This window comes from Tolypothrix bouteillei VB521301, assembly GCF_000760695.4.
In the GTDB taxonomy this organism is placed as follows: Bacteria; Cyanobacteriota; Cyanobacteriia; order Cyanobacteriales; family Nostocaceae; genus Scytonema; species Scytonema bouteillei_A.
Genome location: NZ_JHEG04000001.1, coordinates 7709496 through 7735060 on the forward strand (window position 1 = coordinate 7709496; position 25565 = coordinate 7735060).

Annotated in this window: 18 protein-coding genes; 8 read left to right on the plus strand and 10 right to left on the minus strand. The window is 40.7% G+C overall.

What is annotated here, in order from left to right; all coding sequences use genetic code 11:
- Window positions 1–563: 563 nt before the first annotated feature.
- On the plus strand, window positions 564–3620 hold the full coding sequence (locus tag HC643_RS31580; protein ID WP_038082413.1) for a two-partner secretion domain-containing protein: 3057 nt from the start codon (window positions 564–566) through the stop codon (window positions 3618–3620).
- Window positions 3621–3678: 58 nt separating this feature from the next.
- A complete protein-coding gene (locus HC643_RS31585; RefSeq protein WP_038082412.1) occupies window positions 3679–6312 on the plus strand; it encodes a CHAT domain-containing protein in 2634 nt (877 codons plus the stop codon).
- A 19-nt stretch (window positions 6313–6331) separates the two neighbouring features.
- On the opposite strand, the gene HC643_RS31590 is transcribed toward HC643_RS31585, so the two are convergent.
- A complete protein-coding gene (locus HC643_RS31590) occupies window positions 6332–8476 on the minus strand; it encodes a peptidase domain-containing ABC transporter (protein ID WP_038082410.1) in 2145 nt (714 codons plus the stop codon).
- A gap of 153 nt (window positions 8477–8629) precedes the next feature.
- Window positions 8630–8833 (minus strand): hypothetical protein, encoded by a 204-nt coding sequence (locus HC643_RS31595; protein WP_038082409.1) that lies wholly within the window; start codon window positions 8831–8833, stop codon window positions 8630–8632.
- A gap of 241 nt (window positions 8834–9074) precedes the next feature.
- On the opposite strand from HC643_RS31595, the gene HC643_RS31600 reads away from it, so the two are divergent.
- Window positions 9075–10577: a beta-barrel domain-containing protein gene (locus HC643_RS31600; protein ID WP_050046637.1), complete on the plus strand. Its 1503-nt coding sequence runs from the start codon at window positions 9075–9077 to the stop codon at window positions 10575–10577.
- A 303-nt stretch (window positions 10578–10880) separates the two neighbouring features.
- On the opposite strand, the gene HC643_RS31605 is transcribed toward HC643_RS31600, so the two are convergent.
- Complete coding sequence (locus tag HC643_RS31605) at window positions 10881–11378, minus strand: MAPEG family protein (RefSeq protein ID WP_038082408.1); 498 nt, start codon at window positions 11376–11378, stop codon at window positions 10881–10883.
- Between the two features lie 201 nt (window positions 11379–11579).
- On the opposite strand from HC643_RS31605, the gene qhpR reads away from it, so the two are divergent.
- The 5 genes from qhpR to HC643_RS31630 all read left to right on the plus strand — a co-directional run bounded on the left by qhpR (window position 11580) and on the right by HC643_RS31630 (window position 15765).
- Entirely contained in the window at window positions 11580–12590 is a 1011-nt protein-coding gene (qhpR, locus tag HC643_RS31610) for an AraC-like transcriptional regulator QhpR (protein ID WP_082051873.1), read from the plus strand.
- 133 nt (window positions 12591–12723) lie between these two features.
- A complete protein-coding gene (locus HC643_RS31615) occupies window positions 12724–13404 on the plus strand; it encodes an NADPH-dependent F420 reductase (RefSeq protein WP_038082406.1) in 681 nt (226 codons plus the stop codon).
- A gap of 198 nt (window positions 13405–13602) precedes the next feature.
- On the plus strand, window positions 13603–14535 hold the full coding sequence (locus tag HC643_RS31620; protein ID WP_038082405.1) for a S1C family serine protease: 933 nt from the start codon (window positions 13603–13605) through the stop codon (window positions 14533–14535).
- 22 nt (window positions 14536–14557) lie between these two features.
- On the plus strand, window positions 14558–15118 hold the full coding sequence (locus HC643_RS31625) for a S1C family serine protease (RefSeq protein ID WP_038082403.1): 561 nt from the start codon (window positions 14558–14560) through the stop codon (window positions 15116–15118).
- Complete coding sequence (locus HC643_RS31630; RefSeq protein ID WP_038082402.1) at window positions 15115–15765, plus strand: response regulator transcription factor; 651 nt, start codon at window positions 15115–15117, stop codon at window positions 15763–15765. Before HC643_RS31625 ends, HC643_RS31630 begins: the two co-directional genes overlap by 4 nt.
- A 184-nt stretch (window positions 15766–15949) precedes the next feature.
- Here the strand turns inward: HC643_RS31630 and HC643_RS31635 are convergent, their stop codons facing one another.
- The 7 genes from HC643_RS31635 to HC643_RS31665 all read right to left on the minus strand — a co-directional run bounded on the left by HC643_RS31635 (window position 15950) and on the right by HC643_RS31665 (window position 25305).
- Window positions 15950–17299, minus strand: a complete 1350-nt coding sequence (locus tag HC643_RS31635) for a GH39 family glycosyl hydrolase (RefSeq protein ID WP_038082401.1) — start codon at window positions 17297–17299, stop codon at window positions 15950–15952.
- Window positions 17300–17305: 6 nt separating this feature from the next.
- Window positions 17306–19336, minus strand: coding sequence for an exopolysaccharide transport family protein (locus tag HC643_RS31640; RefSeq protein ID WP_038082400.1), 2031 nt, complete (start codon window positions 19334–19336; stop codon window positions 17306–17308).
- A gap of 172 nt (window positions 19337–19508) precedes the next feature.
- Window positions 19509–20849 carry an O-antigen ligase family protein gene (locus tag HC643_RS31645; protein WP_167844786.1) on the minus strand — a complete coding sequence of 447 codons (1341 nt, stop codon included), beginning with the start codon at window positions 20847–20849 and terminating at the stop codon, window positions 19509–19511.
- 24 nt (window positions 20850–20873) lie between these two features.
- Window positions 20874–21803 carry a glycosyltransferase family 2 protein gene (locus HC643_RS31650; protein ID WP_038082399.1) on the minus strand — a complete coding sequence of 310 codons (930 nt, stop codon included), beginning with the start codon at window positions 21801–21803 and terminating at the stop codon, window positions 20874–20876.
- Window positions 21804–21932: 129 nt separating this feature from the next.
- Complete coding sequence (locus HC643_RS31655) at window positions 21933–23369, minus strand: oligosaccharide flippase family protein (RefSeq protein ID WP_038082398.1); 1437 nt, start codon at window positions 23367–23369, stop codon at window positions 21933–21935.
- Window positions 23366–24331: a glycosyltransferase family 2 protein gene (locus HC643_RS31660; protein WP_038082396.1), complete on the minus strand. Its 966-nt coding sequence runs from the start codon at window positions 24329–24331 to the stop codon at window positions 23366–23368. Before HC643_RS31660 ends, HC643_RS31655 begins: the two co-directional genes overlap by 4 nt.
- A gap of 8 nt (window positions 24332–24339) precedes the next feature.
- Window positions 24340–25305, minus strand: a complete 966-nt coding sequence (locus HC643_RS31665; protein ID WP_272900275.1) for a glycosyltransferase family 2 protein — start codon at window positions 25303–25305, stop codon at window positions 24340–24342.
- Window positions 25306–25565 lie beyond the last annotated feature (260 nt).

Here is a 25565-nt window from a genome sequence, read left to right on the forward strand (position 1 = left end):
GCAAAATACTCTAGCAATCTTGATATAGCATTATTTTATAACTTTTGAAATTATTAAATCAATATTTTTATGGACTTTTCATACTTAAAATATTTTTTTAAGCTAATTTAAAATTTGAGTAATTTCAACTAACTAAATATTAAATTCATGAAAATATATTTTCTTTTTCAGTAATTACAACTATTACAAAATCAATTCTGTTAATTAACAAGTATAAGAATCATATTTGATTTACGAGACAATAGTGACCATAGAAACCCGGAACGTGAAAATACTGGGTTTCTTCATCTCACAAATCATTCAATTCAAGGGATAAAGTTTTTGTAGCCGAACTTTACACTTGAAGTCATTGTGAATTACAACAGAACAGTTATCAGATCTTCTGAACAATTGTAACAAGCCGTCCACTACATTGATTTTAGGCGGCTGTTAAGTTCCCGACTTCTAAATAAAGTCAGGGATTTAGACAAAGTTAACCTTTGATGCTTCACAAACAGATCGCTAGATCGACGCGATCGATATGTTTCTTAACATTTACTTTGTTAGTAAGTCAAATTATAAATATGAATGTTAAGCCGCTAGGCGTCCAAATATCAAGACATATTTTATATAAAATCTCTTTTAAATTTGTCAAGCAGTTTACTGTTACTTTTTTTATAGCAATCAATCCCGCAATGGCGATCGCGCAAATCTCTCCGGATAGCACGCTATCCAACCCAACAGTTGTCACAAGTGGGACAACACCGGGTCTGGATTTTGTCATTACAGGAGGAACACAGGTAGGCAATAACTTGTTTCACAGCTTCACAACTTTTTCCGTACCCACTGGAGGGTCTGGAATTTTCAACAACGATACAAGTGTTGAAAATATCATCGGTCGTGTCACGGGTGGAGCCATATCTAATATTAATGGTTTAATTCAAACTCAAGGCAAAGCCAACCTGTTTCTGATTAATCCAAATGGTATTGTCTTTGGACCAAACGCCGAGCTAAATATTGGTGGCTCCTTTATTGCAAGTACTGCCAATAGTTTAAAACTTTCCAATGGGGAGGAGTTCAGCGCTACCAATCCTACCACTCCTTTATTAACCATTAGCGTTCCTATTGGCTTGCAATTCGGTAAAAATGCGGGTTCCATTGTGAACCAATCCCAATTTAATAAGGATGGAATAGTCACAAATTTTTTGGGAAAATCGGCTGGGCTTCAAGGGCAACCTAATACGACCTTGGCATTACTCGGTGGTGAAATCGCGGGAAATGGAAACATAACGGTTCCTGATGGTCGAATTGAACTGGGTAGTGTGGGAGATGAAAGTTTTGTCAGTTTAAACCCAACCTCTCAAGGGTTTGCTTTGGGATATGGAGGTGTTGGGACATTTCAAAATCTTCAACTTCAAGGATCGTCAATTGATGTTAGCGGTATGGGTGGTGGTATTATTCAGATACAAGGGCAGACAGTGAATTTACTGGAGCATTCAAGTATTACTGCTAAAACGGATGTCGATGGCACGGAGAGTGGTGGTGGAATTGCAATCCGAGCCAATCGGTTACTTGTGAGCGATTCCGATATCCGAACGTTTACATCAAGTTCAGTTCCTGGGGGAGACGTGACTCTGGAAGCTCAAAAAATGACCTTTACTGGATTTGACACAGTTGTTTTTACAGACACAGAGGGTGTGGGTCGTGGAGGCAATATGACTGTTCGGTCTGCCGATCTGGAATTAACTAACCTCAGTATCTTGGGAACTCAAACAAGAGGAATGGGAAAGGGAGGAGATGTAAGGATTGATACTAATAATTTACGGTTGGGAGATGGAGCACAAGTAGCAGTTTATACTACAGATAGTGGATTGGGCGGTAATTTAACAGTAAAAGCCTCAGACTCCATCGCTATAGTAGGAGAGTCAAATTTACTGAATCCGCCACTTCCGAGCCTCCTATTTACTGACACAACTGGATCTGGAAAAGCTGGAGATATCAGAATTGAAACTGGAAATTTGAGCGTTCGAGATGGAGCAAGGATATCTGCTTCTACTTTCAGTGATGGGGATGCTGGTAATATAGCAATTCAGGCTCGTAAAGTAGAACTCACAGGCAATCAAACGGCTAGCCAAGCTAGTGGTGTATTTAGCCAAGTTGAACCAGAAGCAAGCGGTCAGGGTGGCAGCATTGCGATCGATACCGAAACATTACGTATTGATAGCGGTGCTCAAGTGTCAGTTGGTACTTTTTCTTCTGGTAAAGCTGGCAGTATTTCTGTTGTTGCTCAAAGCGTCGAAGTTCAAGGAGAAGCAACAGATTCTCAATTTAGTGGTTTGTTTGCTCAAGTGGAAACTGGGGCAACCAGTCAAGGCGGTAACGTATCTTTAAAAACCGAACAATTGACTCTTGAAGGAGAACAAGCGCGAATTTCCGCTTCTACATCCGATGTCGGTGCGGGAGGAAGTGTTGAAATTAACACCAAGCAATTATCAATACAAGACGGTGCTCAAATTCAGGCAATAACCAACGGTTTAGCACCTGGTGGAAAAATAGACTTGACAGCTACAGATACAGTCCAACTCCTTGGGACTTCTCAGGATGGTCAGTCTTTTAGTGGGTTATTTACTTCAACATTTGGGGAAGCACCGGCGGGCAATTTAACGATTAATACTGGCAATCTACTCGTTCGGGATGGAGCACGCATCTCTGCTTCTACTTTTGGTGGAAGTGAAGGAGGAAACGTAACGATTAATGCATCTGATACCGTCAAGCTAATTGGAACTTCTCGTGATGGTAAGGCGAGTAGTGGGTTATACGTACAAGCAACGGGAACTGGAAAGGCTGGTAATATTAACCTTACTGCTCGTTCTCTTTTGCTCGACCAACAAGGAAGGATTTTAGCAGAAACCGCTTCTGATGATGGTGGTGAAATTGCATTACAAGTGCGGGATATAACTCAAATACGTCGCGGTAGCTTAATTTCTGCAACAGCAGGAACTACTAGCGGGCAGGGAAATGGCGGCAATATTAATATCAATACACGTTTTTTGGTTGCAGTGTCTTCAGAAAATAGCGACATCAAAGCTAATGCATTGGAAGGACGGGGAGGGAACATTAAAATTTCATCTCAGAGCGTTTTTGGTACTGAATTCCGCGTTCGAGAAACGCCATTGAGCGATATTACTGCGAGTTCTACTTATGGTGTTAGCGGTGCTGTGGAAATTAAAACCCCTGATGTTGACCCAACTCACGGATTGGTAAGCTTACCCATACAATTGACTGATGCTTCTAATACCGTCGCTCAAGGTTGTCGGGCTAATCGAGGACGGGCGGTTGGTAAGTTTGTAGTGACTGGACGGGGTGGGCTTTTGCCTAACCCTGAAAATATGTTGAACGCTGATATGTCATTGCAAGATTTGGATACTTCTCCCATTCCAACAGGTAAATCCGCCTTCATCCGTGGGGCTCAAGAAATTGTATCATCACCAACTTATACGAGCGTTCGGGAGAGCGATTCGATCGCGGAGGCTCAAGCGATCGTTATGAATTCCAAAGGTGAAATTATGCTTGTAGCACAAGCTCCTCAAGTTACTCCCCACAGCCCTTGGTTATCTTCAACTGATTGTCAAGGCAAGTAAAATTGCCAAGTCATAAACCACAAAGTTATAGTAATGCGATTTGATAGACAGGCTAAATATGAAAATTCGATATACACTATCTTATCGTCCGCTACTCACATTCCTTATTTGGATGTTGTTAGGGCTAGTTATCGCTTTATTTATAACTGGTACAAATGTGAAGCTCGTTATTGCTTCTAATACCGATTCTCAGTTAACCTACCCCTTTCCTTCCCTACCAGAGGAAAGTAGGGCAAACGAAGTATTACAACAGGAGAATCGCGGTAAGGAGTTGTACGAATTAGAGCAATTTGTGGAAGTTGTCACGATCTGGCAAAACGTTTTTCAAGCTTATCAACAGCAAGGAGATAAACTCAATCAAGCTAGAGTTTTAAGTAATCTTTCGTTAGTTTACCAAAAACTGGGTCAATGGTCTCAAGCAACAACGGCACTCGATCGAGGTTTGGAAGTGCTAGAGGGTCTGGGGAAAACAGCAAGTTCTCAATCTAAAGAGCAATTAAAAGTTTTAGCTCAAGTACTCAATACACGAGGGAATTTAGAGTTAGCAACCGGACAACCCGAGCGAGCGCTTGCAACCTGGCAAAAAGCCACTGCAGCTTATACTCAAGCAGAAGATCGAACAGGAGTTATCCGCAGTTCGATCAATCAATCGCAAGCTTTTAGGGCTTTAGGGTTAAATCGTCGCGCCTTATCTACTCTGACACAAGTTAGCCAAATTCTAGAAAAACAACCTGACTCTCCAATTAAAGCCGCCGTTCTGCGTAACTTAGGGACTAACTTGCGTTTGGTGGGCAAATCAGAACAAGCACAGCAATCTTTGCAACAAAGTCTGGCGATCGCGCAAAAATTAAAATTACCATTAGATATAAGTGCAGCTGCCATCGATCTGGGGAACATAGCTCGTGCAAATAAACAGATGGAAGCGGCTTTAGATTTTTATCAAAAAGTTGTGGCTATTTCTCCGTCACAAATCCTCAAAGTTCGAGCCAATCTCAATCAACTTAGCACCTTAATTGATCTGAAACGGTGGGATGTGGCGCGGAAGTTAAGCCGAGACATTGAATCTCAACTTCCCAACCTTCCGCCCAGTCGAGTCGTTGCTTATATGCGGCTTAACTTTGCCCGGAGTTTAACCCGTATGGAACAGGCAAAAATTCAAGATGCACCAACTATAGAGAGTATTGCCCAACTTGTTGCAATGACTGTGGAACAAGCAAAAAGTATAGGCGACAAACAAGCAGAAATTTATGCATTGGGGCGACTCGGTAGCTTGTACGAAGCAACTCAGCAATGGTCTATTGCTCGAGATTTAACCCAGAAAGCTTTAATGCTGGCTCAAACTCACAATGCACCAGATATTGCTTATCTTTGGCAATGGCAGCTCGGACGCCTTTTAAAAAAACAGGGAGATGTATCTGGAGCGATCGCAGCTTATACTCAAGCTGTAAAAAATCTTCAAGTGTTACGCAACGAACTTGTTGGTGTTGAACCAGATGTACAATTTTCCTTTCGGGAAAGAGTAGAACCAGTTTATCGAGAATTGGTCAGCTTGCTTTTACAACCAGGGAAAACAGAACCAAACCAAGAATCTCTACGTCAAGCCCGTCAAGTTCTTGAGTCTTTACAATTAGCAGAATTAGATAACTTTTTCCAAGAAGCGTGCTTGGATGCAAAACCGAATTCTATCGAACGCTTTGATGCTAATGCTGCTGTTATTTATCCCATCATTTTGCCAGATCGTTTAGAAGTTATTATCAGCTTACCACAACAACCCCTGCTCCACTATGCAACTCCTATCGAGCAAAATCAGTTAGAAAATCTTGCAGACAAGCTACGTCAAAATCTCGTCATTCGTTCTAGGGACGATTATATGGCATTGTCGCAACAACTCTATGATTGGTTACTCCGTAAGAGCGAAACTTACTTAAACAGAAGTGAAGTTAAAACATTAGTTTTTGTGCTAGACGGTGTCTTGCGAAATATTCCAATGGCAGCATTACACGATGGCAAACAATTTTTAATAGAAAAGTATAGCATTGCACTTACACCCAGTTTGCAGTTATTACCTGCCAAACACTTACAACAAGAAAACTTGAAAGTCTTAAGTGCTGGGCTAACTGAAGCAAGGCAAGGCTTTTCTTCTCTTGAATATGTAGAAATAGAATTGCAGGAAATTAAATCTGAAGTTCCATCTGTAGTTCTTTTGAACCAAAAGTTTACCAGTAAGAATCTCCAAAAAGAAATTCAATCAGCTTCCTTCCCAATTGTTCACATTGCTACTCATGGAAACTTTAGCTCAAAAGCCTCGGAGACTTTTATCTTAACTTGGGATGGTCGAATTCAGATCGATGAATTTGATAGTTTACTTCAAAACAATCAACAAAATCGGAAACAAGCTATTGAACTTTTAGTTCTTAGTGCTTGTGAAACAGCAGCGGGAGATAAGCGTGCGGCTTTGGGGTTGGCGGGAATTGCTGTTAGGGCAGGTGCTCGCAGTACTTTGGCAACATTATGGTCTATTAACGATGAAGCCACTGCTGACTTAATGGGAAAATTTTACCAGCAGTTAACCAATACTCAACAAACTAAAGCAGAAGCTTTACGGAAATCTCAATTGGCTATTTTAAAAGATCCTAATTACGAACACCCCATTTACTGGGCACCTTATGTTTTGATTGGAAATTGGTTGTAAGCAGTAACTGATGAGAAAGTTAAGGTGTTAAAAATTTTAGATGCTCTCCCGGTTGAGAATGAAATTCTTCGGGGCTTCCTTGTATTTTGACTTGACCTTTCTCCAAAAAGACTATGAAATCTGCTCGCCCAATAACTTTGGGTCGATGGCTGATAAGAATGGTTGTCTTACCTTGTCTGTTATATAAAATTTTATCTAAAACTTCTGCTTCTAATACGGGATCTAATGCACTTGTTGATTCATCTAAAATCAGTATGGATGGATTGGCAACAAGTGTTCTGGCTATGGCTAATCTTTGCTTTTGCCCTCCTGAGAGATTAACACCAAATTCTCCCAAGATAGTTTGGTAGTTATCTGGCAATTCTTTAATAAATTCATCTGCTCCAGCAATTTGGCAAGCTGTAACAATTTGCTCAAAAGATGCGTTGGGGTAACTCAAGCGGAAATTATCTAGGATAGAACGGCTCCAAAAATGAGTTTCTTGGGGAACTAATATCACTTGCTGTCGTCTGCATTCTAAAGATAAATCTTTCTGGTTATAAATTCCATAACAAATATTACCAGCTTGGAGTGGATATAATCCGGCAATGAGTTTAGCTAACGTGCTTTTGCCACAACCCGATCTTCCAATTAAAGCAGTGATTTTTCCTCCAGGAATTGTTAAGGAAAATTTCTCTAATAATTCTACTCTCCCGATGTGATGAAAATTAATTTTTGTACAAATAATTTCTGCGTCGCTAGGAATATTTGCCCAAGGTTTGTGCTGTTCGTTTCGATCTTCAGGAGTCGTATCTATAACTTCTATAATACGTTGAGCAGCTGTTTGCACGCGAGTGAATTCTTCTATAATATCAATTAATGTATTAATTAATATCGTCACGTTAATACTCATGGTGTTAAATGCCAAGAGTTGACCAATGCTTAATTCTTGTGCGATCGCTAAATTGCTACCAACCCAGAGTATAGCGATACTGCCAATTCCAGAAACTAAATTAGAAAATATATTATTAGTAATTGCTATTTTAATTGTCCAAAAATTCAGATTAGCAAGATTACCAAAACGGTATTGAATTTCTTCCCAAGTCTGGGGTACAGCATTGGCAGTTTTGAGAGTCAGTATACCTTTAAAGCTTTCTATTAAGACTCCTTGATTTTCTGATTTTGTCACAATGACATCACGAATTTGACGGCGCAAGTTCGGTAAATACATGAATGTTGTCAGAGTCATCAACAGAGAAAATGCTATAGATAAGAAAAATAACTTTGAACTGTAAACATACATAAATCCCAAGGAAACGAAGGCAACAAAAAGTTGACTTGGAAGATGAAGAATCACTTGGGAAGCTAACTGATTAATTTCTTCAATATCTCTAAGCCTGCTGACAATTTCGCCACTGCGACGTGTTTCATAATAAGTTAGGGGAAGGCGTAAAATTTGTCTGCCAAAATCTAGAATAAGTCCTAATTCAAAACGTTGGGCAAATTGGGCAATTAAGTTAGTCTGTACTAGCTTTAAGGTACTACTAAAGATATTTATAATTGCAGCACTAAGCGCTACGCTCATCAAAAGATGCGTATCATTCTGAATTAATACGTCATCAGTCAAGATTTGAATGAGAAAAGGATTTGCAAGAGCAAGAAGCCCCATCACTAAGTTAATGACAATTGCCTCAGTCAAAATACTGCGATATGGCAAAATCCGTGTTAATAATCTTTTGAAGCCATCAATCTTATCTGACTCTTGCTGATAAAAACGGATTTCATCTGGTATGAGTAACAGCATGATGCGATTTGCCCAAGCTGTTGTTAATTCATCATAACTAATGTAGCGAATCCCCACACCTGGGTCAGCAATAATATATTTTTTTTTCTTTTGCCCGTATAAAACAACCCAGTGATCTCCTTTCCAGTGAATGATAGCAGGTAGAGGAACGTCACTGAGTCTATCAATTAGTTGAGGAGCTGCTCTGACTTGTCGGGCATTAAAACCAAGGCTTTCTGCGCCACGTCTTAAACCAACAAGTGTCGTGCCTAGTTGTCCGGTACCGACAACTTCCCGAATTCGACTCATTGCAAAGGTGCGCCCGTAATATTTGGCAATTGTGGCAATGCAAGCAGCGCCACAATCTTCTTCACCATATTGCAAGACTATTTGGTATCTCATTTAGCAATCGCGGTCAGTCAAGGCATAGTGTTTTATCTTGATTAGTATTCCCACTTTGAGCTTTTGTCGCTCGATACAGCCCGGAATTCAATCAAAATTTATTATGCCTGACCCCACCGTAAATGAGGCATCTTCAAGCCTTTGGCTATCTGCCTATCTGCCTACTACACCTTGAGCACTTGAAGCAACCCTGCCACGGGTGACGGTAGTACCACCAACTATACTCGAACCCTGAACATCGGTTAAATCCTCAGCGAGTTCGAGTTCTTGCTCCTGAGTCGCTAGAATATTTAGCCACTTGTTTTTTTGCTTGCATAGCTCTTCCTGGCTGTGCTGCTTGTGTTTCATAGGGAACATATTTTTGTCCTTGTATGAGGATAAATAAAATGCCAAAAAAACACGAAGTTACAAGTATGAGAGCTTCATTCATAGAATGAGACACACTTACTTATTTTCTCGCGTGCGTAAATTCTAATTTATAGATATCGGGTTTAACAAGCTCCAGAAAACCACTTAATCAAAAGTTTAATTTAGAACACGGTTTTAAGAAAAATCTACTAAAATAGCAGAGCTAAATTCTTCCTATAACTAACTCTTAATGCTTGATGCAGATTCACCTTCAAAAACCAAGAACCAAGGGGTGCCGAATCCAGACTTTCTCCACTCTGCCACGCCAGAAGAATTTTTGCCTCCCATTAGCAACTGGTGCTCTATTGGTGGCATTGTTCTCCTGGCTATCTTTGGTGTTACGCTGACACTTGCCAATCTCATAAAATTTAATGTTACGATTAAAACTCCGGCTGTGGTTCGTCCTAATGGGGAATTGCGTTTGGTACAAGCCGCCACGGAAGGCACGATTAAAAGTATTGCAGTACAGGCGAATCAAGTTATCAAAAAAGGTGATGTCATTGCCACAATGAATGATGACCGTTTGCAAACTAAAAAAAACCAACTGCTAACCAATATTGAAGAAGCTACACTGCAACTGACTCAACTGAATGCTCAAATTAAAGCATTAGATGGGCAGATAGGAGCAGAAGGCAAACGTACCAACCGCGCTATTGCCATAACTCAAGCCGAGCTAGAGCGCAGCCAACAGGATGTCCAACAAAAGAAAGCGATCGCATCCGCTCAATTACGAGAAGCTCAAGCTAATTTAAAGCAAGCTCAGGTAGAATTACGCAAAACTCAACTTGCGTTAAAATCAGCCCAAGCTCAGTTAAAATCTAGTGAAGTTTCATTAAAAGCAGCTAAAGCACGGCGAGATAGATATCAACCTTTAGCAAAAATCGGCTCAATTTCTGTAGATCAATTTCAAGAAGCACAACTGACCGTACAACAGCAAGAACAACTGTTGATATTACAAACAACCACTTTTGAAGCACAGCAAGAAGCTATTAAGCAGCAACAACAGGCGGTAAAAGCAGCAGAAGCGAGATTGCAAGCAGCCTTTGCATCTCTCGACTCCAATGGTGCGATTCTCACCATCTCTCAAGCGAAAATTGCGGAAGAAACCGCCGCAGTGAAAGTGACCCTAGCTAAATTAAATCAAGAACGAGAACAACTGATCCAACGAAGAGTAGAAATTCAGAAACAGTTAAACCGCGAGAAAGAAGAATTTCAACAAGTAGAAGATGATATAAAAGCTACAGTTCTGCGGGCGACTGCGTCTGGTGTAATTCAACAGCTTAAACTGCGTAATACTTTACAAGTTGTACATCTTGGTGATGTTGTCGCTGAAATTGCACCTAATGATTCTCCTTTAGTCATTAAAGCACTGGTCTCTTCTTCTCATATTCGCCAAGTGGAACAGAATCAATTGGTGCAAGTACGAGTCTCTAGTTGTCCCTATACCGATTACGGAACTCTCAAAGCTCGCGTGAGTTCTATTTCTCCAGATTCTGTTACCTCTGACAACACCATAACTCAAACAAATGCTGTGTATGAGGTATTTATCCAACCAGAAAGCTTGGAACTTAAGCTAGGCGAGCGCCAATGTATCATTCAATCAGGTATGGAAGTCAGGGCAGATATTATTTCTTCTTCAGAAACAGTGCTACAGTTTCTGCTTAGAAAAGCCAGACTGTTAACAGATTTGTAAATTCTACCTTAAAGAAGTCGGGTATTTGGATACCCATCATTTCGGTAGCTCTACAGCCCAGTGGTTCACCACATTAATTTCGATGGGTAAGTGAACGCACTACCCACTCTCGTTCCCTGGTTCTACCAGGGAACGCAGTCGGCGAGGCTCTGCCTCGAGCTCCACTGGAGGCGGAGCCTCCAAAAACAGCATTCCCTGGCTCAGCCAGGGAACGAGGTGAGTGTCCATCAAAACTTATGTGGTGAACCACTAGTTGAAAGATATCAATTAGGCTGTTTTTTTCTATTGTTATTTGAAAAAAAATTACAAAATTCCTTTTAAACCGTAGTAGACACAAGCTAAACTACCAAATATATAGACAAACCCAGTTGCAAAAAAACCGATGGCTCGTCCAACAGAAGGACCGTATTTGGTAATGACGCCGTAAGCGTAGACAATTCGAGCTAATGTGAGCGTTCCACCAAGAAGCCACAGCAGCCAAACCTCAGAATGCATTAATTCCAGCGCAATAATCAGCAGCAAGCCAATAGGTACATACTCTGTAAGATTTCCGTGAGCGCGAACTTTGCGCTGTAAAACAGATTCATCCATAGTTTTGTTAACAGACAACCCTTGGCTGATTTTTTCAACTGTCGCAACCCATGCTGTTGGATTTGTTAGGGGATCGGGTTGCATCAAAACATCCTCTTTTGACTCACCATGCCAAATTCTAGTTCTTGTCCGTTCCATTACCACAATATAGGACAGAGCAAAAGCTATGAGACCATTAAGTCCAATAAAAAAAGTTGAGATTGGAATCATGCTTGTGTGTGTATTATTACAAAAGCGACATTAACTCTTGTCGGCTTTACCAACATCTACAGTAAAATATTGCTTCCTCATTTGTCTTGATATTACAGGACACAGAATTTGATATAAGATGCCAGTATAGATAGAAATTCAATTCTCAAAAAGCGATTGTGATGTCTTATCCGTTTTGATAGGTTTGGAGTAAAGGCTTCTATGACGGTGCCTCCCATAATAGCAATGGAATTTGTTGCAAACGCCATCCAGAGGGCTGTTCAACTGGGCATTAACCGACAAATTCTTCTAAAAATGGCTGGGCTAACAATTGAAGATATTACCAATCCAACGAAAAATGTTTCACTCTACCAGCACACTCAATTATTAGAGAAGCTTGCTGTTCTCAGCAACGACGATTTTTTTGGGTTGCATTATGGCTTTACACATCACGTGTCTAACTTTGGCATATTGGGCTATGTTTTACTAAACTCTGCTACCGTTGGTTCTGCTCTAAATAGCTTGGTTCAATATTTTGGTGTATGGCAACAAGGGACTGAAGTTGCTCTGACACTTGATGGCAATACAGCATGGTTATCTTATCAAGTGACAGATGCAGGAATTCCAGTTCGCAAGCAAGACGCCGAAACAGCGATCGCGTTTGCCATTAATAGCATTCGCACTCTCACCCGTCAACATTGGTACCCCAAAACAGTGTGGCTAGAGCATAACTCTTCTAAAAATACTTCAGAATACAAACAACTGCTGAATACACCCGTACTTTTTAACCAATCTGTTAATGCTATTGCAATGGAAAGCGAACTTCTCAAACAAAAAGTTCCGTTTGCCGATTTAAGTCTCTTACCTATTTTAGAAAGTCGTTTGCATCAGTTCTTTGTTGAGAAAGAAGTAGATAATGAACTAGTAACCTTGGTGAGTCAGTCAATTGCTCGTTCATTGCCGCAAGGATGTCCAACAATAGGAGATATAGCCTTAAGTTTGGGACTCAGCAGTCGTACTTTACAAAGGTATTTACGCGATCGCAATACTACATATAAGCAATTGGTAAACAAAACCCGACATCAACTATCGCTGATGTATCTTAAAGAACTTGAATTATCATTGACTGAAATAGCTTTGCTATTAGGATACTCAGAGTTAAGCGCTTTCGATCGCGCTTTCCAACGGTGGACGGGATTAGCTCCCAACAAGTACCGTGCAATTCAACCATAAAGACTCTGGCGCGTGGAATGTATTGGCAATGTTCCAACACCCCGAAGTTTTGGTGGGTTCTGAATAATTTTTCTATTTAATGGTGCCGTAGCGATGTGGTAGATATAAACTAAACGCTTTCCAGGTGTCAATTATGAAAATTGGTATTCTTGGCAGTGGCAACATGGGTCGCTCTCTTGGTATTCTTTGGGCAGAGCAGGGACATCAAGTCTTCTTCGGTGCTCGAACTCAAGAAAAGGGTGAAGCTGTTGCTGAGTTGGCGGGACACAATACGCAGGGTGGAACAAACGACGAAGCTGCTGCCTTTGGAGATGTCTTACTTTATACTATTAGAGGAGTCGATCCAGTAGAAGCCATCTCCTCAATTGAGATTTTAAACGGCAAAATCCTAATAGATTGCAACAATTTTGAGATTCCAGAAGGATTTACCTACCCGCCTATTGAGCAATCCCTAGCAGAAAAGTTGGCTGCGGAAGTCCCCAATGCTTATGTAGTGAAAGCATTTAACACTTTTGCTCAGGAGGTTTTTGAGCTAGCACCGACGCCTTTGGAAGATTATAAAGTCTCTGTTTTTGTTGCATCAGATAACGAAAACGCTCGAAAAATGGTGATGCAACTTGCTCTTGAAATTGGCTTCACTCCAGTGGATTGTGGAGGGCTACGAAATTCACGGTTAATTGAGGGATTGGGAGATTTTATTCGGTTCTTAATTATTGGTCAGAAGTTGGGACCATATGCGACGATTTCAGTTGACGTGTTACCCCCTGCTCAATCGGAACGACTGGGCGGACGGCAAAGTTCTAACCTTCGATAAATTCAGTATTTTGCTTTGAAATAAATACTAGCCATTTTTCTAGGTACTCATCTCCTCATTTTTCTGATGTCAGCCTTAGGTGTAAAACGGCATTATCAATTTATAGCAACTGCATCCCGAACGCAGATAAGCACAAATAATATCCGCGTTTAGAGTGCAGTTCAAAATTCCCAATTCATCACTCCTTAGAGAAACAAAATGCCTTCACCAGATACATCAAATACCCTACTAGCCCTCTCCAACAATATAGCAGAAACAGTCGAGCAAGTTGGAGGCGCGATTGTTGCTATTAACTCTGGTTCCCGTATTTCCTCAAGCGGAATTCACTGGAATAATGGTATTATTATTACCTCAGACGAAGCACTCCACCGCTACGAAGATATTACAGCAACCCTATTCAACGGACAAACCGTACCACTCAATCTTGTAGGACACGATCCCAGTACCGATGTTGCTGTTTTTAAATTGCAATCATCAGAAATTCCCGTAGCGCAGATTGGGGATGCGACAGCTCTCAAAGTTGGTCATCTCGTACTGGGATTAGCAAGAAGTAACGAAGGTGATATCCGTGCAGCAATAGGTGCTGTGAGTGTTGTTAGTGGTGCTTGGCGGAGTATGAGCGGTGGCAATATTGACCAATTTATCCGTCCAGATATTACCCTATATCGTGGCTTTGCTGGAGGAGCACTCGTAGATGCTGCAGGTTATATTATCGGGATGAACACGTCAGGAAGACGGGGTACAGCTTTGACTATTCCTGCTTCTACAGTTAATCGCGTGGTCAACCAGTTGTTAGCGAAGGGACGAATAACACGCGGTTATCTTGGTTTGGGAATGCAAGCCGTTCGTTTGCCGAATAATTTGAAAACAGCACTTAATTTAACTTCAGCAAGTGGTGCGATCGCTGTTAACGTGGAGCCAAATGGACCTGCTGACAATGCAGGTGTACTGATTGGGGATGTCATAATTACTTTCGATAATTCTGCGGTCAACGACACGGGTGATATATTGGCGCTTTTGAATAGTAGCGATCGCGTTGGGAAAACTGTGAAGCTACAAATTATTAGGGGTGGAGCGTTAGTTGAGTTAGAAATAGTCGTTGGTGAAAAACCAGTGACTGGTGACCAGTAATTAGTAACCAGCGACCAAAATTATGTTTCAAGATATAACAGCAGAGTTTGCAACGATCGCACGACAACTGCGTCAAAGTACTGTAAAAGTTCGCAGTAGTTCTTTTGGAAGTGGTTCCGGTGTTATTTGGCGAAGTGACGGGTTAATTATTACTAACGCTCATGTTGCCACTCATCATAAAGCAATTGTAGAACTGTGGGATGGGCAAGTATATGAAGCGGTACGCATCAGTATCGATCCGACAAAGGATTTAGCTGCTCTAAAAATTGCCAGAACCGATCTACCTGTAGCAACTATTGGCAACTCCAATGCTTTACGAGTTGGGGAGTTGGTACTGGCTGTCGGTAATCCTTTTGGTGACAGTGGTGCTGTGACAAGTGGTATTATCCATGCCAGCAAACAGCACGCAGTTATGGCTGATATCCAGCTCTTTCCTGGTAACTCTGGGGGACCGCTTGCTGATTGTCGCGGACGAGTTATTGGAATTAACACCATGATTGCTTACGGTTTGGCTATAGCGATCCCCAGCCTGACAGTAGAGAATTTTTTACGCGATCGCCATCCCGTTGTGGGGGTAATATGATTCGGGTATTGGTAGTTGCTGCTTCCCCGGTAGTACGAGCGGGATTATCCGCCGTGCTTGCAACTAATTCCAAACTGATAGTTGTGGGTACTGCATCAGGCTTGGATAATTTAGGGGGAGAAATCGAGCAACTACAGCCCGATGTTGTACTGGTGGATTTGAGCAGTAATTTTCAACAATCGAGCTGGGAAAAACTGCTTTCTTTACAACAACAGCAAGATCCTTTTGTATGTCTCGTTCTTGCCGATGAACTTGATAGTATCGATCTTGTGGCTGGTTTGCGTGGGGGTGTGAGGGGTATATTACCTCAAACCAGCACTGAATCAGAAATTATTGCTGCTGTTGAGGCTGTTGCTTTTGGGCTGGTAGTGCTGCACTTGGATGCTGTGGAATCTGTACTTGCTCTTAAAGATGCGAGTGGGCGAGAAAAAGTAGTCGCAACTCCCGTACAAACATTAACACCAAGAGAAATCGAGGTTTTAGAAATGTTGGGTGCGGGGATGGGTAATAAAGCGATCGCCAAACGATTGCAAATTTCCGAGCATACTGTAAAGTTTCACGTCTCTTCTATTTTCCAAAAATTAGGTGTTTCTACTCGTACAGAAGCGGTGGCTGTTGGCGTGCGCCTGGGATTGATTATGTTGTAGTGTTTGTAATCTTTTTTAGCCTTTGCTCAAGCCCCAATTTATCACTCTTGAGTTAGAGGCTTTTTTCTCAAACTTTAGTTATAAATAAATCGTGGTCTAATGGGTCAAGCACATAAAACCACGCTACCTCAAAGTTAGTCTGAAGTGGTCTTATCTGGGAAGCATCTACCTTTACCTTTTTTAATTAAGTATTGCTTAGTAGTAATGTAACGGAGTATGAACCTAAGAGTAGTGGCTGTTGCAAAGCTGCTAAGCTCATCGATTTTGTAGTGACTCCGCGAGCATTTAAAGACAGCATTTGGAAATTTTTAGACTGAGTCAGCGCTCGCTTGGATTGCAGGCTCAACTTAACAGCTTGAGAAGATTTATTAATAAGCAGCAAACTGCGTTTGCCATCTGGTTTTTGTACTGCTAATGCTTCTACAAAAGGGTGATCGCTGGTTGTTTGCATGACCGAGCCTATCAAGTATTTATTTGCCCAACCAAATATTGTTGCCGGAGGTCGCAGTTTGTTGTTTGGGTCAATCATACCGTAAATTCCATCCTTAAGATGCCAGGAAGTTGCCATATCAACGCCTGTATCAGCAAGATGTTTCAAGACTGAAGCAAACCAAACTGCGCCTATATGGTTGTGCTGTCTTGTTTCGCCGGACGTCCACAAATAGTTGATATTGTATTCTCCGAGCAACAGAGGTACTGGACGTTCTGGTATATATTTCTTTGCGATCGCTCGAAAGTCCTTGACTTGACGTGCATAGTTAGGTGTGTAAGACATAATCCCATCAGTAGGTTCTTTTGCATCTTTACTGCCATAACGATGCCAGGAGATAAAATCTACATTCTGCTTGCAGGCTGCAAGAAAAGCTTCCAATCTTCTTGAATTGTCCCACGTCAGCGCTGGTCCCCCTACCTTGATTTGAGGGTCAACAGCCTTCATTGCGTTTGCTACTTTATTGTAAATTATCCATAATTCGTCTAACTTCCAAGCTTTATCGTAAAGAACTTCTTTTTCATTCAACGGTTCCCAATAAATAACTTTTTTTTGAAGGCGACGGTTGAGAATTTCTACGAGTTGAGCACATAAGGTAGCATAGCGATCGTACTCGGACTTATCCAACAGCCCGTCTTTGCTCTGTGCCATCCACTTAGGCCAAGCAGGAAGATTTTGGATAATAGTAGGGTTGTGAGGATAGGAAGCATCGTACCCAGCTTTGATTTTGGGAATATTCCAAGTTTTGGTTGCAGCATCCGTCCAGCGATCGCATAATGCAGCGTGGTGAATGCGAATTAGCTTAATACCAAGTTCCTGAATATGATTTTGGAAAGTGCGATCGGCGGCACGTTCGGGAGACAAAATTTCATAATCATTAGAACCAAAAGTAAACGGGGTAGACTTCGCGATTTGATTTGTCCAATCAATACTGACTTGAGCAGTTTTTTTAGATGCAGCTGTGGAAGATTTCCATACCGTATCCAACACTCCAAGCGTGACAGCACTAGCTGCGGTCAGTTTAATAATAGCTCTGCGTTGCATAAAGATTTATGAGTTAGCTATGGGAGCATGGGAGGGTTGAGAATAGGGCGTAGTCTTGCTTTCTACTCCATTGATAACTAGACCAAAAATTTGGACATTATGTTGAGTCAGTTGTGCAAAACTATCATTGACAGGGTTTTTGTAACTGCTATTTGGACGAATCACAAACAGCACATTGGAAATAATAGTAGCCATTAGTGCAGTTTCACTTGTTAAACTGACTGGAGCACTGTCAACAATGACATAATCGTAATCTCCATTCTCTTCACAAGTTGCTAATACTCTTTCAAAGTGTCCTCGTTTGATCGTTTCCATAATCTTGCCTTCCTTAGGAAAACTTGGAAGCAGATCTAAATTTCGTTGTACCGCCACTTGCTCTACTGTAGATCCTGAAATATAACCCAAACGACGGCTAAGTTCAGATCTCCGAAAATCTCCATCCACAAGCAGCACTTTAAAACCTAAATCCACTAAGGCATAAGCCAGTCCAATAGCAACTGTCGTTTTACCTTCTCCCATAATGGCACTTGTTACTAACAACCGACGATTTTTGAGAGGTTGCAAGCTAATTGCAGAGGCAAGACGTTGAAACTCGACTTCTATTTCATTATTAATCACTTCAAATTTCGTAATAGAATGTTTCATCCGAGGAATAGTTTGCATCAGTGCAAATTTTCGAGCCTGTAGATCTTTGGCACTTAATAGGGGATTGCGACTTTCTAAAAATAAAACAAGAGCAATGCTACCAACAACAGATGCCAGAATAGCATTGATTGTCATTAACATTTTTTTTGGACTGATGGGCTTGGGATCGACCTGGGGTGCATCTAGAACCTGTACATTTGGATATGCATCAAAAGCGTCTATATTGTTTTGCTGGATTTGAGCTAGTAAACCATTATAAACACCAGCCGCAACATCCACTTGTCGTTGTAGTTCTGACAGCTTTGCCTGATTTTCAGGTACAGATTTTAAGGTGTCTTTCAGTTGAGTAATTTGAGTGTCTAGTTGCCTTGCTTGTTCTTTAAGAGCGCTAGCTTCGCTTTCTGCCAGAACCAGTTGTTGAATTAAAGCAGCACGACCTTGAGGATAATTGGGCACTACTGTCGTGTCTACTCTTGTACCATCTGCGGTTTGTGCAACATACTCTTGTAAAACACGTTGTAACTGTTTGCGTCGTATAAGTAGGGTTTGAATTTCTGGATGCTCATTAGTAAAGAGAGATTGTTTCTGACGTAAAGAGTTTTCTACATCAGATAAACGCTGACGTACAATTTGATATTCTTGGTTTTCACCCAAACTGAGAGAGCGAATTGCAGGATCTGGTTTTAAATTTAAGCGTTTTGAAAGAACTTTGAGGCGATTTTCATTCGCCTTGGCAGAAGCTAAAGCTTCTGCTCTAGCATTGATTAAACTATTTATTGTAGTAACAATACCTTTAGTTTGTTCTTCGTTGTTGACTATACCACTGGATTCTTTAAATTTTGCTAATTTGTTTTGTGCCAAAGTTAATTTTAATTTAACTTGTTCCAGTTCTTGCTTATTGTATTCCTGGCGTGCTCGACTGTTAGCTTGCCGCAATTCATTTAAACGTTTTTGATAAGTTTCTGTTAAAACTATTGCTCTTTGTAATGCCAGTTCCGGGCTAGAAGCATTTACTGTTACCGATAAGATCGTAGATTGTTCCTCTGGTTTTACCGTAAACAGCTTTTTGTACTGAGTGATACTCTTAAATTTCTTTTTTTCCGGATCTACTGCTAACACCTTCTCTAGCAAAGTATCGCTATTGATAATAGATGCCTGTACATTGAGTGGATTGACTTCAGTGGAAAAACCAACTTCACCATTCCTTAAAGAACCAAGAGTTCCTAAATTAGCATCAAGTTTGCTATTGGTTTTAGGCAAAATCAGTTGTGTCCCTGCAACCCAAACTGGTTTAGCAGTTACAAGCGCAAAACCAGTGCTGAGAACAACAAACAAATTAAAAGCAATTAATAATTTCCATCGTCTAGTTACGATCGTCGCTATTTTATTCATAAAGAGATTATAAATAGTTTATTCCTTCTACAAAGTGGAAATATCGAGAAATTTCTAAGAAACATAAAATAAACAAAATATTCGTCTATTAAAGACAGCTTTGGCAATGGTGAATATACTGAAAAGGATAGGGATCGGAGATCGGCACTCATTTGCAAATGGTCAATTCCTTTTAACTTTTCAGATTCCCCGATAATTCCTGCCAATCTGAAACAGACTGAGGATAAGCTTCTGCAAGGATTGTGCCCAACCACAAAAAGTAGAACCAGAAATAAACAATCATCCAGCTTAAGTTAGTTGCTTGACACAGTATTAACAAAGCAATAAAGCTAGCAAATGCCCGTTGAGCAGTTCTTTTGCCTCGCAATGACGACTGCCAAAAAAACCATAACGTTGTTGATACGGCAATGGCAAAGAATGCAAATCCAAACATTCCGTGTAAATACAGAATTTGTGCGTAAGTTGAAAAAGTCCCAAGAGGAAGTTCAAAAGCTCCGTTACCCCAGGTAACTGTTCGTTCGACAATTCCCCACCCAATCCATGGAGATTCCTTCCACGCCTTAAGAGTTGCAGCAACAACCAAAGCTCGGTCTTTTGATGAATCCGCTCGAGCTCCATTAAAAGTTTCCATGGGTTTGTCTAGTAACTCGGTTACCTCCATCCCTATGAGAGCACAAATAAAACAAATTAAGGTTGCAAACCAAAGGAAGCCTTGACGTGCTGAAGCTTTGCGAAAGCAAATGACTGCTAAAAGTGCTATCGGGAAACATATCCATGCTAGGCGACTTTGAGCAATAATTAATGTTGCCGTGCAACCTGCTAAAGCATACTTACGTAAATATTTATCTGCTTCACCAAAGCACATAAAAAAGCACAACAGAGCACAAACTCCTAGAATCGGTGGATCTGCAGTGTATAGCTCTGTCCGGGCAAGTGGAAGCCCAAAAAAGGGTTGGAACACTGCAAACTTAACCATTAAACTAAGTTTATCCCCTGGAATTGCTCTAGCCAGAGGTGGCATAATAGGTGGCTGCGGACCTGTACCAAATAAGATAAGGAGTTGAATGCTAAGGGATACTAAGTAACCAGCTGTCATCCAAGAAACAGCCCTTGTCACAACACTCATTCTAATACGATGCCAAAAGGGCAGTGTTAGGCAAGAAAAAACTAAAAAGTAACCTTTTAAGAGCGTGACTACTGTAGCAGCACTTTTCATAGGATTAAAGCTCATTGACGATAACCCCTGGATGTTAGTCCACAGTACTGCTAGACTCAGTAACAACCACGTCCAGTGACAAAGTGGTAGCGATCGCTTAACGAGTTTGTCTAAATGAAAATCATAAGCTAGCAAATAAAGAGCAACACCGGGATAAAGCAGAGTCTGTACCCCCAAGACCCACCACAGCGGCGTTAGCACAATCGTCCAATAAACCACTCGTTCTGGATGTGACAGGTTTTCTAATTTGTTTTTTGCCTCTAAGAGAATTAATTTCTTAGGGAATATATTAAACATTTAAATTTTTTGAGAATGCCTCTTTTAAAGAGTATGAATTTCTTTATACTCCTCAAATTGTTTTCCTGCAACACCTGCTACCATTCCCAAACTGTGATAAATATATAATAAAGTTTTAATACCTTGATGTTGCCCCATCATAAAAGACAAAGGAATGGATAGTATACCTTTAAAAACTCGCCTAATTCCCTTGTAAATACACTGAGTTTTAACTGCAATTGATGGTTTTAAGTCTATTTCACAGAAGCTCTCTGTAATGCCAATTCGGTAACTTCTTTGCAACAACCATTTTAAATTGGCGCGACTTTGAGGTATCCATTCATGTACTAGAGCATCATTTGTCCACACTATTTTATAGCCCGCACGTTGCAATCGCATAAAAAAGTGCCAGTCAGAACCACCCGAAAGTGCCAATCTCTCATCTAGCCACTTATCTTGTTCTCTAAAAACTTCTACACGTATCAGTGTATTGTTGTTAGCTGCACTTTTCAGTTCATGACCTGTAGGATAACAGGGGCGATCGAAAAATTTTCCTTTGGCAAGCCAATTAGGAATAGAATGAGCAAAGTAAGGTATAGTTTTTCCCCATACAACATCAGCATTATATGAGCTTTGAACGTACAAAAGTTCATCCAGCCAATTGGGTTCGGGAACTTCATCATCATCGATAAAAGCGACAAAGTCTACATTTTCTGCAAGAGCACAAGTAATAGCTTTATTGCGTGCAAAGGGAATACCCCGCCGGGGTTCAATATAGCACTTTAAAGCCCATTTAAATTCCGCACTGATTTCTTTACAGAATTTACAAGCATGACCGCTTGAATCATTATCAACAACAAGAACTTCTAGGTTAGGGGTTTCACAGTGATGGAAAGTTAATTGCTTAAGACCATCTAACAGTCGCTTCAATCCACCTGGACGCTGACAAGTATTTAAGCAAATAGCGACTCGCATTTTTCTCCTGAGTTCAACTGAAGCATCAAGGGATGAATAAGAATAACACATCAATAAATTGAGTAATTTCTAATTTCATTATGGATAAAAAATTTGTTTTTGATCCTTTGTGCTTTATTCTTCGTTCTTTTATTTACTGTGCCATTTAGTTACTAAACGTTGCCGAATATAACTTAATGAATTTTGATATTGTAAAAATTCTTTGGCAGCTAATAAGCGAACAAATGCTAAATATAAAATTAGAAATAAGATGGGCTGTATAATAATTGGAAAATTTAAAGAAATCACAATTGGTAAAAGCGTTATTAAAGGTGCTTTAAACACAAAAATTAAAAACTTTTTATAAGACCAGTCTAATCGACGACAAGCCTCCCACCAACAGTAAATAGTCCAAATAATTCCTAAAACTACAGCTACCGCTATACTGACACCAATAATTCCGTTTATCTTGGCACCAATTGCAAAACTTAAGACAGCAACAGGAGCAATGCTAAGGCTTAGCTTCGCATTAACACCCGGTTTCCCTTTTGCAGACAGCATGGAAAAAAGCTGACTGTTTATCAGGCGCGAGTAAGCGAAAATGAGCAATCCTGGAATAACTGTACAAACAGGAATCCAGTGATTTCCAAAGATAAAGGCAATAGTTTGTTGGTTAACAACTAAAAAGAATAAGGCGTATAAGGGAGCAGCGAGGAAAGAAGTTTGTTCAATGACTTTAACCAAAGCGTTTTCTCTCTGTTGGTCATCTTCTAATTGAGCAAACACCGACATCCCAACTTGGCTCATTGCCTGAGAAAGAATAGTTGTTATCGCCATTGTTAACTGGTAAGCAAGATTGTAAAAAGCAAGACTAGTAGTTCCTAGAACGATGCTAACCACAAAATTGTCACAGTTATAAATAACGAAATACCCCAAGCTAAACCCAGTATTGCCTAAACAATAAGACAAAACTTCCCATCTGACCTCTGAATAAATACGCAAATTGAATTTCTGTTTGGCATAGTGATGCATGAGAATGCACCCCGTAACCCAACCCGCAGTATCTCCTATGACAAAGGACCAGTAACTGAAACCCAGTAAGGCACTTCCAACCGTGGAAAATACTCTGACGAATGAGGCAATTAAATTAGAGTTTGCTAACTCTCGATACTGCATCCGTCTTCTCAAAACTCCTTCATGTACGGACTGGAATGAGGAGAGTATGAGATTAATGCCAAATATCAGTAGTATCCATACTAGATCTGGTATGCTGTAGTAACTCGCTGCTAGTGGGGATATCAACCCAAGCACTAGAGCTAAAAAGCACCCAATTGCTAAACTGATGGTATAGGTTGTGTCTAAATAACGCTTATCTTCAACGCCCTTATAAACGATAAAAGATCCAGATGTGCCTTGGTTAAATAGATTTCCAAAAGCCCAAAAAATGTAGGCAGTACTGATAACACCAAATTCATCTGGAAGCAACAGCCTTGCTAGCAGCAAGTTACTGAACAAGGCGAGGAAGCGTGTTGCGATCGCTCCATAGGTCGCCCAAAATCCATTTTTAAGTATAGCGGAAAGTTTCATGGCTGCTTTTGGGTATATCTCACTGAACCAAGCGCTTGTCGAATTCCTAACTTGGCTAGTGGTGCCAAACGCACTGCAAGTAAAGTCAACAGCGATCGCGGATCGCTGTAAAAAATTGACCAATTACAAGCTAGAGCCCGGTTGATAAAGTGGCTGGCTTGGTCGAGATTCCCTCCTTGGAGAGACAATCTTGCTAAGTAGCGATACATATAAGCGTAGGCAGTTGGTAACATCGGTTCTACCAACTGTGGCGATCGCTCCATAGCGCTTTGAATCACCTGTTCGTTGCATCGCTGCATTTGTGCTACGTTGAAAGAAAGACCGGATGGACGAACGCGGTAGTAACATAAAGTCCTCTTATCGCGGTAGAATTGCCATTTTCTGGTTGTTGCGACTCTCAACCAAAAATCAATGTCTTCCGAACTGCGTAAGCTTTCATCAAATTCCCCCACTTCATTTATTAATGAACGGCGGAAGACTGCATTAGAACCATGACCTACAAAATTCTTACAAAGTAAAGCAAGCAGTGGATCGGAATGAACGGGTTTACCACTTAGGTAAATGGGTATCGGTTTTCCATCATCACGAATTGCTCTAGATGCACTATAAACAACCCCGATCTCTGGATAACGATCGAGGGTTGCTACGTGACGGGCGAGTTTATCTGAGTGGTAGACATCATCTCCATCTAGTAAGGCAATATATTCTCCACGTGCATGACGGATACCGTGATTGCGTGCTGATGATAAACCCCCATTTTGTTTTTGCCATAACTGAAAGCGCGAATCGCTTTTTACAAAAGGCCGAACAATTTCTGCTGTATTATCGGTAGAACCATCATCAACAATGAGAACTTCAAATTCTTGAAAAGATTGCTTTTGTAGCGATCGCAATGCATCTTCAATATAAGAACTTACGTTGTAGGCGGGAACTACAACGCTAACTTTAGGAATAAAAACCATAACTACAATTACACTCCTACGCTCTCATATCCTGACTCCTTTGGAGGAGTTTGCTCGTGCGATACAGATTTGGGTTTCTTTGTTAAGAGAAGACGCAACCAAGTCCGTTTCTCTGTAGGAATCAGCCACATACCCAAACATAAAAAAATGTCCATTAGTTGAGGTTTACCAAAACGAATGGCTTCCCATAAAAGGAAGAAAAATGCTTTCCAATCACCAGTACGAGCAGCTCGCGCACTCACTTCTGCTAAAATAAAAGAGGAATAAGCTCGAGAAGTAACTAAGGAACGTTTTTCCCTAATCCAGTCCAATGAAAATTGCCAATTCTTGCTACTACTTAAAGTAGGACGCGCATCTCCTACATACCATATAGAAAGAACTTCTGGCACAAACTCAACTCCTACGCCCTCAACACTTACAGCTCGTAATATCCAATCCCAGTCATCATGTCTTTGTATTGCGATCGAAAAAGGAACTTTTTCCAATAACTCTTTTGCGGTAAAGATAGTTGAAGACTGAATAATACCTTCACCTTGAAATAAAGTCTTGCGAACAAACAAATATTCACTTAATGGCTCTGATATTTTAGGAACTCTTCTCGGCCAAATAGAATCTCCTTGTGGTGTTTGAGCTTTTAAATAACAGGATATAATGGGAAGCTTAAACTGGGAAAGTCTAGCAGTTTCAAGTTGCATTTCTAATTTTTTAGGCATCCATTCATCATCGTCATCTAAAAAAGCTAACCATTTGGCAGAAGCTGCCGAAATTCCAGTATTTCGCGCAACACGAGAACCTTGATTTGTAGGCAATTCTATCAGTCTCAGTCTAGAGTCATCAATTTCTGATAACGCAGTCCGAGTTTCTGGTTGTGGACCATCAATCACAACGATGACTTCGATGTCTTTGAGTGTTTGTGCTAGAGCACTCATGACCGCTCGTTTAACTAATTGAGGTCTGCAATACGTCGGGATCACTACACTGACCAAAGGTTCCAAGTCAATTCCCTCCTAATTTTTCTCTCAAACATGGCAGTACTAACGTCTGTTTTCTTTTTAAAAGAAGCTTTGTTCTAAGACGCTAGAAATTGTAATGTGTGGTAATTAGCTCGGATAAATGCACTTATAAGAGTTTAAAAACCTGATATTTTTTTTAACGAACAAGCTAACAACAGTTATGGCACTTTTTTTCTAAAGTAGCATCCCAGATCTTTCGTAATTTGATTTTTTTTTCAAAT